Raw genomic sequence first — 12,490 nt, 5'->3', positions numbered from 1 at the left:
TGCGTCGGGAGATAAACCGCCGCGCCTGACTGCACGGACATTGCGGGACTTCAAAAATTGCTTGGCTACAATCATCCACTCGAAACACCACAGGCGCCTCGGCAGTTCACCTAAGCAATTGCTCTGGTGATAGGCAATTGCGCACAAGCGCATTCCCCCTTAAAAGTGAAGCGCCCCCGCATTGATGCTCGGGGCAGGGAGGCAGCAAGTTGAATTCCCGGCAGGACAGCGGCAGCAACAGGCTGGACGACGCGGCACGCGCCGGCTGGCTCTACTATGTCGCCGGCAACACGCAGGACCAGATCGCCTCGACGCTCGGCATCTCACGGCAGACGGCGCAGCGGCTTGTGTCGCTGGCGGTGTCGGAAGGGCTGATCAAGGTGCGCGTCGACCACCCGATCGCCAATTGCCTCGATCTCGCGGCGCGACTGAAATCGCGCTTCGCGCTCGATCTGGTCGAGGTGGTGCCGAGCGATCCTGCTTCCTCCTCGACCATCATCGGCGTCGCCGAGGCGGCGGCGGCCGAGATTGAACGGCGGCTGCGGTCGCCGACGCCGATCGTCATGGCGATCGGCACCGGCCGCACGCTGAAGGCGGCAATCGAGCAGCTGCCGCCGATGGAATGCCCTCAGCACAAGGTCGTGTCGCTGACCGGCAACATCTCGCCCGACGGCTCGGCCGCCTTCTACAACGTCATCTTCACCATGGCCGACAGGGTCAAGGCGCGCTCCTTCCCGATGCCGTTGCCGGTCATCGCCTCCTCGCCGGAGGAGCGCGAGATGCTGCTCAGCCAACCGATGATTCAACCGACGCTGGCGCTTGCAGCGGAAGCCGACGTCACGTTCATCGGCATCGGCGATCTCGGCCCGAAGGCGCCGCTCTATGAAGACGGCTTCATTTCGGAAAGTGAATTGAAGGCGCTGCAGAAAGCCGGCGGCGTCGCCGAGATCGTCGGTTGGGTCTTCGATCGCGAAGGCCGGATGATCGAGGGCATCACCAATGACAGGGTGTCTTCGGCGTCGCTGCCGTCGCGCGAAAAGTCTCTGGTGATCGCGCTCGCCATGGGCGAGCGGAAGCTGCCCGGCATCCTTGCGGCTGTAAACCGGCGGCTGGTCAACGGCCTCATCACCGACGAGCGGACCGCCGCCGCTTTGCTGGCGGCCAGTTGATTAGGGATAAGTCCAGCAAGGCTATTTGTGCCGACCGTAAGGATCGTTGCCATCGAGAAAACCCATGTCGCGCTGCAGATGCGACGGCAGTTCCCTTATGTCGAGATAGGCCCGTTTTCTCGCCGCGTGCCGTGCAAGCCCGCGCGCCAGCCGCGAAAACCAGCTTTGGCCTGGCGTTAGAAACAGCTTTTCCTGGATCGTGGTCATGATCGTCAGCCTTCGCTATGCTTGAACTGATTGATGCGTCGACCACAAATATCGGCTTCACGGCGCCTTGCTGCCAATCAAACGTCGATCACGGCCCATAAGGAGGGCTTATGCCTGAACTCAAGTCACGGCAGGTCTCCCAACTCCCTCCGCTTCAGGCGATCCGCGTGTTCGAGGCGGTGGCGCGGCATCTTTCCTTCACCAAGGCCGCCGGCGAGCTTGGCATGACGCAGGCGGCGGCGAGCTATCAGATCAAGCTTCTGGAGGAGCGCGTCGGCGCGCCTCTGTTCTTGCGCCGGCCAAGGCAGATCGTGCTGACCGAGGCGGGGCAACGCATGGCGCCTGCGGTCAGCGAGGCGTTCGCCCTGTTGGGCGGAGCATATGCTGCCGCGCGCAGCGGCGCCGATGGGGTGCTCTGTGTCTCGACGCTGCTGACCTTTGCCTCGAATTGGCTGGCGCGGCATCTCGGCTCGTTTCAGGTCGCGCACCCGTCGCTGGCGGTTCGCCTCGACACATCGAACCGCGTGGTCGACTTCACCCGCGAGGATATCGACATCGCCATCCGTTCAGGCGGGGGAAACTGGCCGGGCGTGGAAGTGCACAAGCTTTTCAATGCGGATTTCACGCCGATGCTGAGCCCGAAACTCGCGGCGTCCATTGGCGGGGTGAAGGAGCCTGCCGATCTGTTGCGCCTGCCGATCCTCGACCCCGGCGACATCTGGTGGCGGGACTGGTTTATCGCCGCCGGCCTGCCGGTCGAGGAATTGGCCAAGCGCCCCGGCTCCAGCATGGGTGCGCAGGCCTACGAGGCCAACGCCGCGATCGCCGGGCAGGGCGTGGCGATCGTGACGGCCGCGCTTTTCAACGCCGAGCTTGCCGATGGCCGCCTGATCCAGCCGTTCGATCTGGTCGGCGACGACGGCCATGCCTATTGGCTGGTCTATCCCCAGGCGCGGCGCAACGTGCCGAAGATCCGCGCTTTTCGCGAATGGATCCTGGCTGAGATCGCCGGCCAATAGGTCGATACGCCGCGCCGAAAACCCGAGGTCTGGGGCGCCGGCAAGCTTATTCAAACCGTCCGGAACCGAATCCCGCACGAGGCTGCGTGCTGCGCTGCAGCAACGAATCCGGCTTGACATAATTCACGGAGAGTGAGTAATTGCCCATAGCCAAGGCAAATGCTCAGCTTGGTCTATGGGAGGAATTTGATGAAACTTCGCACGCTCACCCTGGGTCTGTTGTCGGCCAGCGCTTTTGCGTTCGCCGCGCATGCCGAATCCATCACCATCGCCACTGTCAACAATGGCGATATGGTCCGCATGCAGAAGCTGACCGACGACTTCACCGCCAAGAACCCCGACATCCAGCTCCAGTGGGTCACGCTCGAGGAGAACGTGCTGCGCGAGCGCGTCACCACCGACATCGCCACCAAGGGTGGCCAGTACGACGTGATGACCATCGGCACCTACGAGGTTCCGATCTGGGCCAAGCAGAGCTGGCTGCTGCCGCTCGACAAGCTCGGCGACGACTATGACGTCAAGGACATCATCCCGGCGATCGCCGGCGGCCTGTCGGTCGACGGCACCCTTTACGCAGCGCCGTTTTACGGCGAAAGCTCCTTCGTCATGTACCGCAAGGACCTGATGGAGAAGGCCGGGCTGACCATGCCCGACGCGCCGACCTGGGACTTCATCAAGCAAGCCGCCGACAAGATGACGGATCGCGCTAGCGGCGTGAACGGTGTCTGCCTGCGCGGCAAGGCCGGCTGGGGCGAGAACATGGCCTTCCTGACCGCCATGTCGAACTCCTTCGGCGCACGCTGGTTCGATGAGAACTGGAAGCCGCAGTTCGACCAGCCCGAGTGGAAGAACACGCTGCAGTTCTATGTCGACCTGATGAAGGCCAATGGCCCCGAGGGCGCGTCTTCGAACGGCTTCAACGAAAACCTGGCGCTGTTCCAGCAGGGCAAGTGCGGCATGTGGATCGACGCCACCGTCGCCGCGTCCTTCGTCTCCGACCCGAAGAACTCAACAGTCGCAGACAAGGTCGGTTACGCGCTTGCTCCCGACAACGGGCTTGGCAAGCGCGGCAACTGGCTGTGGGCCTGGTCGCTGGCCATTCCAGCCGGCACGCAGAAGGCTGACGCCGCTCAGAAATTCGTCTCCTGGGCAACCAGCAAAGCCTATGCCGAGCTCGTCGCATCGAAGGAAGGCTGGGCCAATGTTCCGCCCGGAACGCGCACTTCACTCTACAACAACCCCGAATACCAGAAGGCGGCGCCCTTCGCCAAGATGACGCTGGACTCGATCAACGCCGCCGATCCGACGCATCCGACCGTCAAGCCGGTGCCCTATGTCGGCGTCCAGTTCGTCGCCATCCCCGAGTTCCAGGGCCTTGGCACGACTGTCGGCCAGCTGTTCTCGGCGGCACTCGCCGGCCAGACGAGCGTCGACGACGCCTTGAAGCAGGCGCAGGACGCTGCCACCGCGACGATGACCGAGGGCGGTTATATCCAGTAAGGCTCCTCCCGGTGCCGAACGCCGGTTGCCTATCATGGCCGGCAAAGGGGCCGCCCGAATCCCAGTTCGGGCGGCCACCTTCACACTTTCGAAAATTTGGCTGACCTTTGAAGGGTGACCGTCATGGCTACTCAGCAGACCCGTTCGCTTGCCCGCTTCATGATGGCGCCATCCGTGGTGCTGCTGTTCGTCTGGATGATCGTGCCGCTGGCGTTCACCCTGTGGTTCTCCTTCCAGCAGTACAACCCGCTCAACCCGATCCGCGACGGGTTCGTCGGCTTCTCGAACTACGCGCTCTTCTATTCAAACCCGGCATTCCTGCAGTCGATCCTCAACACGCTTATCCTCGTGGTCAGCGTGCTTTTGATCACGGTGATCGGCGGCATCCTGCTGGCCCTCCTGCTCGATCAGCCGATATGGGGACAGGGCATCGTCCGCATCCTCGTCATCTCGCCGTTCTTCGTCATGCCGCCGGTGGCAGCGCTGGTCTGGAAGAACATGATCATGCATCCGCAATACGGCGTCTTTGCCGATATTGCGCGCTTCTTCGGCGGGCAGCCGATCGACTGGTTCGGGCAATATCCCATGCTGGCGATCATCATCATCGTCGCCTGGCAGTGGCTGCCATTTGCGACACTGATCCTCTTGACCTCGCTTCAGTCGCTCGATGGCGAGCAGAAAGAGGCCGCCGAGATGGACGGGGCCGGCTTCATCAGCCGCTTCATCTATCTGACGCTGCCGCACATGTCGCGCGCCATCACCGTCGTCATCCTGATCCAGACGATCTTCCTGCTGTCGGTCTATGCCGAGATCCTCGTCACCACCAATGGCGGCCCCGGTTACGCCTCCACCAACCTGCCCTTCCTCGTCTACCAGAAGGCGCTGCTGGAGTTCAAAATCGGCCAAGCATCCGCCGGCGGTATCCTCGCCGTCATTCTCGCCAACATCGTCGCCTTCTTCGCCATGCGCGCGGTCGGCAAGAACCTGGACAAATAAGGGAGGAAACGATGCTACGTGCGCTGAACCACCCCCACTCCGTCCCGCTGCGCGGGACACCTCTCCCCCTGCCCGGGGGAGAGGAAACGCCTGCATCGAAGCCGCGCCCTTCCTCTACCCCGTCGATCGGGGGAGAGGTGTCCCGCGCAGCAAACCGGAGTGGGGGTCGACCCTGCCGCCAACATCGCCGATACGGGAGGACCTGACCATGGCACGTGCAGTCAGCACCCGGCACAAGACGATTGCGACCGCGGCCGCCTGGATCGTCGCCCTGCTTGTCTTCTTCCCGATCCTCTATACGATCATCACCTCGTTCAAGTCGGAGCAGGAGGCCATCCAGGGCTTCAACCTGTTTCCGTCGGGAACCACGGAGAGCTATACCGCGGTCGAGGCGCAGAGCGGCTACTTCAAGTTCTTCCTCAACTCGGTGTTCCTGTCGGTCGGCTCGACCATTCTGGCCTTGCTTGTCGCCATACCGGCGGCATGGTCGATGGCGTTCTCGCCGGGCAAGTGGACCAAGGACATCCTGATGTGGATGCTTTCCACCAAGATGATGCCGGCGGTTTCCGTGCTGTTCCCGATCTACCTGATCTTCCGCGATACCGGATTGCTCGACAGCCGCATCGGCCTGATGATCATGCTGATGCTGATCAACCTGCCGATCGTGGTGTGGATGCTCTACACCTATTTCCGCGAAATCCCCGGCGAGATATTGGAAGCGGCGCGCATGGACGGCGCCTCGCTCTGGAACGAGATCGTCTATGTGCTGACGCCGATGGCGGTGCCGGGCATCGCCTCGACGATGCTGCTCAACATCATCCTGGCGTGGAACGAGGCGTTCTGGACGATCCGGCTGACCACCACCGAGGCAGCACCCCTCACCGCGTTCATCAGCTCCTTCTCAAGCCCGCAAGGGTTGTTCTGGGCCAAACTGTCGGCGGCCTCGACGCTGGCGATCGCGCCGATCCTGATCATGGGCTGGTTCAGCCAGAAGCAGCTGGTGCGCGGCCTGACCTTTGGCGCCGTGAAGTGACGGACGTTGCCTGAAGCATCAGACGAAAAATAACCCCTCGGGGAGGAAACCATGGGAAACATCACGCTCAAGAACGTCTCCAAGTCCTTCGGGTCGACGATCATCATTCCGGGCATCGATCTGGTCATCGAGAACGGCGAGTTCGTCGTCTTCGTCGGCCCGTCGGGCTGCGGCAAGTCCACGCTGCTGCGGCTGATCGCCGGGCTGGAGGACACCACCGCCGGCACCATCAACATCGACGGCCGCGACGTGACCGGCGAGGCACCGGCCAAGCGCAAGCTGGCCATGGTGTTCCAGTCCTATGCGCTCTACCCGCATATGACGGTGGCCAAGAACATCGCTTTTCCGCTGAAGATGGCGGGGGAGGACCAGGCGACCATCGACAGGAAGGTGAAGGACGCGGCGCGCATCTTGAATCTCACCAACTATCTCGAACGCCGCCCCGGCCAACTGTCCGGCGGTCAGCGCCAGCGCGTCGCCATCGGTCGCGCCATCGTGCGCCAGCCTTCGGCCTTCCTGTTCGACGAACCTTTGTCCAACCTCGACGCGGCCCTGCGCGGCACCATGCGGCTGGAAATCAGTGAGCTGCATCATCAGCTCAAGACGACGATGGTCTACGTCACCCACGACCAGGTCGAGGCGATGACCATGGCCGACAAGATCGTCGTGCTCAATGCCGGCAATGTCGAGCAGGTCGGCTCGCCGATGGAGCTCTACAAGACGCCGAAGAACCTGTTCGTCGCTGGCTTCATCGGCTCGCCGAAGATGAACCTGATCGAAGGCGCGTCGGCGGCCAAGTACGGCGCCAGGACGGTCGGTATCCGTCCGGAGCATATGAACATTTCGACGACATCAGGCGACTGGAAGGCCACGGTCGGTGTCGCCGAGCATCTTGGCTCCGACACGTTTTTGCACGTGCAGGCGGACGGCGTCGGTCCGCTGACGGTGCGCGCCGACGGTGAACTGGCCGTCGATCACGGCGACACGATCTATCTGACCCCGGACAAGGCCAAGCTGCACCGCTTCGGCGCCGACGGAAAGGCGATGATGCAATGAGGCTGACGGGTAAATCGGCGCTGATCACCGGATCGGCGCGCGGCATCGGCAGGGCGTTCGCCGAAGCCTATGTGCGCGAGGGCGCCACGGTTGCGATCGGCGACATCAATCTCGAAGCTGCGGAAAAGACGGCCTCGGAGATCGGCGGCAAGGCTTATGCCGTGAAACTGGACGTCACCGACCTCGCTTCGATCGAGGCGGCGGTGAAAGCGGTCGAGACAAGGACCGGCGGGCTGGACATACTGATCAACAACGCCGCTTTGTTCGACCTGGCGCCGATCGTCGAGATATCGAAGGCGAGCTACGACCGGTTGTTTTCCGTCAATGTCGCCGGCACGCTGTTCATGCTGCAGGCAGCCGCCCGCTCGATGATCGCCCGGGGCAAGGGCGGCAAGATCATCAACATGGCGAGCCAGGCCGGGCGCCGCGGCGAGGCGCTGGTTGGCGTCTATTGCGCCACCAAGGCCGCCGTCATCTCGCTCACCCAGTCGGCTGGGCTCGATCTGATCAAGCACCGCATCAACGTCAATGCCATCGCGCCGGGCGTCGTCGACGGCGAGCACTGGGATCATGTCGATTCCCTGTTCGCCAAGTACGAGAACCGGCCGAAAGGCGAGAAGAAGCGGCTGGTCGGCGAGGCGGTGCCTTATGGCCGTATGGGCACGGCGCAAGACCTCACCGGCATGGCGGTGTTCCTGGCCAGCGAGGACGCCGAGTACATCGTCGCCCAGACCTACAATGTCGACGGTGGCCAGTGGATGAGTTGAGGGGGGCGAAGGCGCTCTTCTCCCCGTTTCCTCCACGGGGAGAAGAGCCGTCCCGCCCAAGGATAAAAAGCAAATGGCCGTGAAACTCTCGTCTTCCATCCTCGCCAAGCTTCCGCCCAAGGTTGCCGGCCCGAAATATGATCGCGCTGCGCTCAAAGCCGGCATCGTGCATTTCGGCGTCGGCAATTTCCACCGCTCGCATCAGGCAGTCTATCTCGACGATCTGTTCAATTCGGGCGTTGGCCACGACTGGGCACTGGTCGGCGCCGGCGTCTTCGAGGGCGAGAAGGTCGGCCGCGGCAAGCTGCAGGAACAGGACTGGCTGACCACCGTGGTCGAGCAGGACAGTGGTCATATGAGCGCCCGCGTCACCGGCGTCATGGTCGATTTCCTGATGCCGGGCGATGCGGCCGCGATCATCGAACGGCTCGCCGATCCGGCGATAAGGATCGTTTCTCTGACCATCACCGAAGGCGGCTACTTCATCGATCCGGCGTCCGGCGTGTTCAATCCAACCCATCCCGACATTGTCTCCGATGCTGAGCCGGGCGCTACGCCGAAGACCGTCTTCGGCATCATCCTTGCCGGGCTGATCCGCCGCCGCGACAACGGCATCGTGCCCTTCACGGTCATGTCTTGCGACAACATCCCCCACAACGGCCATGTCACCTCTGACGGCGTCGTTGGTCTCGCGCGGCTGATCGACGAGGATCTGGCGAAGTGGGTGGGCGAGGAAGTCGCCTTTCCCAATGGCATGGTCGACCGCATCACGCCGGCCACCACCGACCGTGAGCGCGGCATTCTGTCGAGCGAGTTCGGCCTTGAAGACAACTGGCCGGTGTTCTGCGAGCCGTTCAAGCAATGGGTGCTGGAGGACCATTTCACCGACGGCCGCCCGCCGTTGGAGAAGGTCGGCGTGCAGTTCGTCAGCGATGTCGCGCCCTACGAGCTGATGAAGATCCGCATCCTCAATGGCGGCCATGCGACCATCGCCTATCCGGCCGGACTGATGGACATCCATTTCGTCCACGAGGCGATGCAGGAGCCGCTGGTGCGCGGCTTTCTCGACAGACTGGAGCACGACGAGATCATCCCGACCGTGCCACCGGTGCCGGACACCGTGCTGGAGGACTATTATCAACTCATCGAGCACCGCTTCTCCAATCCGAAGATCGGCGACACGATCCGCAGGCTTTGTCTCGATGGCTCCAACCGGCAGCCGAAATTTATCATCCCGACCATCGCCGACCGGCTGAAAGCCGGCAAGGGCGTCGCTGGCCTGGCGCTGGAATCGGCGCTCTGGTGCCGCTACTGCTTCGGCACGACGGATAGCGGAGCCGTCATCGAACCCAACGATCCGAGCTGGGACCGGCTGCAGACGACCGCCAGGGCGGCAAAGGATGCGCCTGCCGCCTGGCTTGCCATGGAGGACATCTATGGCGATGTCGGCCGCGCGGCGCCGTTTGTCGAAGCCTTTGCCAATGCGCTCAAGGCGCTCTGGGCCGACGGCGCGCGTGCGACACTGACGCGCTACCTCGCCGGCCAGCTCTAAAATCGGCTCAATATCCATGAAGTCTCGCCCATGAAGGCCCTGCAATGACGCCTGATCTGGTCATCTTCGACTGCGACGGCGTGCTGGTCGATAGCGAGACACTGTCCGTCGCGGCGCTGCTTGGCATGATCACGCTTGCCGGCGGCACGATCAGCGAGGAGATCGCCTATGAGCATTTTCTCGGCAAGAGCATGAAAAGCGTTCGCGAAATTCTTCTTAGCGACTTCGGGATTGATATCACCGACCAGCATCTGACCGGGATGCGTGTCGAGCTGATGCGCAAGTTTCGCGAGGAGCTGAAGCCGATCCCCGGCATCGGGCAGGTTCTGCCGAGGCTCGGGCTGCCATGCTGCGTCGCTTCCTCCGGCACGCTGGACCGCATCCGTTATGCGCTCGACGTCACCGGGCTGCTCGAGCTCTTGGAGCCGCATCTGTTCAGCGCCGCCATGGTCGCGCGGGGCAAGCCGGCGCCGGACCTTTTTCTCCACGCAGCCGCCAAAATGGGAGCAATCCCGCAAAATTGTCTGGTCATCGAGGACAGCCCCGCCGGCATCGAAGCGGCGCGGGCTGCAGGCATGCGCGTCCTTGCCTTCACCGGCGGCTCACATACTGGCAACCCGGCACTGAAAGCGCGGCTTGCGTCGAGTGAGCCGGACTTTATATTCGCTGACATGCTGCAATTGCCTGATCTGATTGCAGGCCTGGGAGCGAGAGCAGGAACACCTTGACGAAAAGTTTCGTTTGCGCGGTCGATGTCGGCACCGGGAGCGCCCGCGCGGGCATTCTCGACACCGGAGGCACCTTGCTCGGTCGCGCCGAGCACCCGATCGTCATGAACCGGCCGAAGGCCGATCACGCCGAACACGATTCGCGGGATATCTGGTCGGCGGTCTGCATTGCGGTGCGCGCCGCCCGCGAAAAGGCCGGCGTGGCGCCGGAGAATATCGTCGGCATCTCCTTCGATGCCACCTGCTCGCTCGTGGTGCGGGGCAGGGATGGTGGCCAGCTCAGCGTGTCGGTGTCAGGCGAAAGGCGCTGGGACACCGTCGTCTGGCTCGATCACCGCGCCATTGCCGAGGCGGATGAATGCACCGAAAGCGGCCATGCCGTGCTCGACTATATCGGCGGCGTCATGTCGCCGGAAATGGCAACGCCGAAGCTGATGTGGCTGAAGCGCAACCTGCCCGGAACATGGAATGAAGCCGGCTATTTATTCGACCTCACCGACTTTCTCACCTGGAAGGCGACCGGCTCGCTCGCCCGTTCGCAGTGCACGCTGACCGCCAAGTGGACCTATCTGGCGCATGAGGAAACCGGCTGGCGGCGCAGCTTCTTCGAAGCAGTCGGCCTTGGCGACCTTTTCGAGCATGGCAATCTGCCTGACAAGGCCAGCCCGGTCGGCACCGATATCGGCCGGCTGAGCGCGGAAGCTGCAGCTGAGCTTGGCCTGACCGAAAAATGCCGGGTCGGCGCCGGCGTCATTGATGCCTATGCCGGCGCTCTCGGGGTCCTCGGTGGCTTTGCCGGCGATGAAACCAACATCGGCCGCCATCTGGCGCTGATCGCCGGCACGTCGAGCTGCGTCATGGCGATGTCACCCGATCCGCAACCCTTTGCCGGAGTCTGGGGCCCTTACTATGGGGCGGGCCTTCCCAAGCTTTGGCTGTCGGAAGGCGGTCAATCGGCGACCGGCGCGCTGCTCGACCACATCATCCGCTGGCATGGCGCCGGCGGTGAGCCGGACGCCGCCATGCACGCCAGGATCGCCCGGCGTGTCGCCGAACTGCGTGCCATAGAGGGCGAGAATCTTGCCGGAAGGCTGCATGTGCTGCCGGATTTCCACGGCAACCGCTCGCCGCTCGCCGATCCGCATGCGGTCGGCGTCATCAGCGGACTGACGCTGGATTCCTCCTTCGACAGCCTGTGCAAGCTCTATTGGCGCACCGCCGTCGGCATCGCGCTGGGCGTGCGCCATGTGCTGGAGGCACTGAACGAGAACGGCTATCTGATCGACACGCTGCATGTCACCGGCGGGCACACCAAGAACCCGCTGCTGATGGAGCTTTACGCCGACGCCACCGGCTGCACGGTGGTCGAGCCGCTGGCCGACGAGGCGGTGCTGCTCGGCACCGGCATGGTTGCGGCCACCGCCGCCGGGCTTTTCCCTGATCTGAACGCCGCTTGCGTCGCCATGCAGCAGGGCGGCAGGAAGCGGGCGTCGAATCCGGCTGCCGCCGGCCGGTTCGATCGCGACTACCGCGTGTTTTTGGAGATGCATCGGCAGAGGCAGGCGCTGGACGCGATCAGATAGGCTCGAACAGCCTGCAATGCGTATGCTATCTCTGGTTCCAGCGCCGGATAATTGGTTCGCCGAGGTCGTGCTCGTAGCCGAGCACGCTTATGCTGGCGGTATCCAGGACGAGGAGGGCGCCGTCTTGCGGCGGCAGGCCGAGCCAGCGCGCGGCCAGCACCCGCAGGAAATGAGCGCTTGAGAAAACCAGGACATTGCCGCCGACCTCGCGCAGTTGGTTGACGATCCGGTCCGCCCTCGCGCCGACATCCTGCGCCGCTTCGCCGCTTGGGCAGCCGTCGCGAAAGAGACGCCAGCCTGGACGCTCGATGAGGATCTGCTTGGTGGTCAGGCCCTCGTAAGCGCCGTAATCCCATTCCGCCAGATCGGCCAGCTTCACGCAGGCCGAGCCGAAGCCGGCCAGCGTGCAAGTCTTGAAGGCGCGCTGAGACGGGCTCGACCAGACAGCCTGGAACGAAAGGCCCTGCAACCGCTCAGCGATCCGCCCGGCCGCCTCCTCGCCGGCAGGCGTCAACGGTATGTCGGTCAGGCCGGTGTGCTTTCCGGAGGCGCTCCATTCCGTCTCGCCATGCCGAACCAGATAGATTTCGAGAAACGCGCTCATCCGCATGCCTTTCGATGAAATCTGTACGCCGCCTGCCGGTGTCGGATTGGCCACAACGCAAACTATAGTGGCTTCCATGCTTTCTCCAATAGGCGCGCCAATAGGCATGATTGAGACCTCTGCGACTTTGCTGGCTTAACCCTTCCCCGCGTCAGCCTCTTGCCATAGCTGCCCATTTCGTAGACAAGCCATGCGGTTAATGCGGAATCCGGGCCGATCACGGCCATTTTCCGCGCTGAGACGTGGCTTCCGGCTTTAGCCGACGCGCCGCAATCG

Annotated in this window: 12 protein-coding genes; 10 read left to right on the top strand and 2 right to left on the bottom strand. The window is 63.3% G+C overall.

What is annotated here, in order from left to right; translation table 11 throughout:
- Positions 1-209 precede the first annotated feature (209 nt).
- Positions 210-1,169, top strand: a complete 960-nt coding sequence (locus tag EN885_RS13625) for a sugar-binding transcriptional regulator (protein ID WP_095484595.1) — start codon at positions 210-212, stop codon at positions 1,167-1,169.
- 21 nt (positions 1,170-1,190) lie between these two features.
- Here the strand turns inward: EN885_RS13625 and EN885_RS13620 are convergent, their stop codons facing one another.
- Positions 1,191-1,376 (bottom strand): hypothetical protein, encoded by a 186-nt coding sequence (locus EN885_RS13620; protein WP_095484594.1) that lies wholly within the window; start codon positions 1,374-1,376, stop codon positions 1,191-1,193.
- A gap of 110 nt (positions 1,377-1,486) precedes the next feature.
- Between EN885_RS13620 and gcvA the strand changes: the two genes are divergently transcribed.
- The 9 genes from gcvA (at position 1,487) to EN885_RS13575 (ending at position 11,610) form a co-directional block, all read left to right on the top strand.
- Positions 1,487-2,395 carry a transcriptional regulator GcvA gene (gene gcvA, locus EN885_RS13615; RefSeq protein WP_095484593.1) on the top strand — a complete coding sequence of 303 codons (909 nt, stop codon included), beginning with the start codon at positions 1,487-1,489 and terminating at the stop codon, positions 2,393-2,395.
- A gap of 189 nt (positions 2,396-2,584) precedes the next feature.
- Positions 2,585-3,895 (top strand): sugar ABC transporter substrate-binding protein, encoded by a 1,311-nt coding sequence (locus EN885_RS13610; RefSeq protein WP_095484592.1) that lies wholly within the window; start codon positions 2,585-2,587, stop codon positions 3,893-3,895.
- Between the two features lie 123 nt (positions 3,896-4,018).
- A complete protein-coding gene (locus EN885_RS13605; protein ID WP_095484591.1) occupies positions 4,019-4,891 on the top strand; it encodes a sugar ABC transporter permease in 873 nt (290 codons plus the stop codon).
- Positions 4,892-5,099: 208 nt separating this feature from the next.
- Complete coding sequence (locus EN885_RS13600) at positions 5,100-5,924, top strand: carbohydrate ABC transporter permease (RefSeq protein WP_128335186.1); 825 nt, start codon at positions 5,100-5,102, stop codon at positions 5,922-5,924.
- A 51-nt stretch (positions 5,925-5,975) separates the two neighbouring features.
- Positions 5,976-6,980 (top strand): ABC transporter ATP-binding protein, encoded by a 1,005-nt coding sequence (locus EN885_RS13595; protein ID WP_127205552.1) that lies wholly within the window; start codon positions 5,976-5,978, stop codon positions 6,978-6,980.
- Entirely contained in the window at positions 6,977-7,747 is a 771-nt protein-coding gene (locus tag EN885_RS13590) for an L-iditol 2-dehydrogenase (RefSeq protein WP_127205551.1), read from the top strand. Before EN885_RS13595 ends, EN885_RS13590 begins: the two co-directional genes overlap by 4 nt.
- Positions 7,748-7,820: 73 nt before the next feature.
- On the top strand, positions 7,821-9,299 hold the full coding sequence (locus tag EN885_RS13585; RefSeq protein ID WP_128241617.1) for a mannitol dehydrogenase family protein: 1,479 nt from the start codon (positions 7,821-7,823) through the stop codon (positions 9,297-9,299).
- A gap of 44 nt (positions 9,300-9,343) precedes the next feature.
- Complete coding sequence (locus EN885_RS13580) at positions 9,344-10,027, top strand: HAD family hydrolase (RefSeq protein WP_127205549.1); 684 nt, start codon at positions 9,344-9,346, stop codon at positions 10,025-10,027.
- Entirely contained in the window at positions 10,024-11,610 is a 1,587-nt protein-coding gene (locus EN885_RS13575; protein WP_127205548.1) for an FGGY-family carbohydrate kinase, read from the top strand. Before EN885_RS13580 ends, EN885_RS13575 begins: the two co-directional genes overlap by 4 nt.
- 25 nt (positions 11,611-11,635) lie before the next feature.
- On the opposite strand, the gene EN885_RS13570 is transcribed toward EN885_RS13575, so the two are convergent.
- Complete coding sequence (locus tag EN885_RS13570) at positions 11,636-12,214, bottom strand: histidine phosphatase family protein (protein ID WP_127205565.1); 579 nt, start codon at positions 12,212-12,214, stop codon at positions 11,636-11,638.
- Positions 12,215-12,490 lie beyond the last annotated feature (276 nt).

The organism is Mesorhizobium sp. M6A.T.Cr.TU.014.01.1.1, from assembly GCF_004022765.1.
GTDB classification, from domain to species: Bacteria; Pseudomonadota; Alphaproteobacteria; order Rhizobiales; family Rhizobiaceae; genus Mesorhizobium; species Mesorhizobium mediterraneum.
Note: the sequence above shows the minus strand (reverse complement) of the source record. Positions and strands in the feature narration are given on the sequence as shown.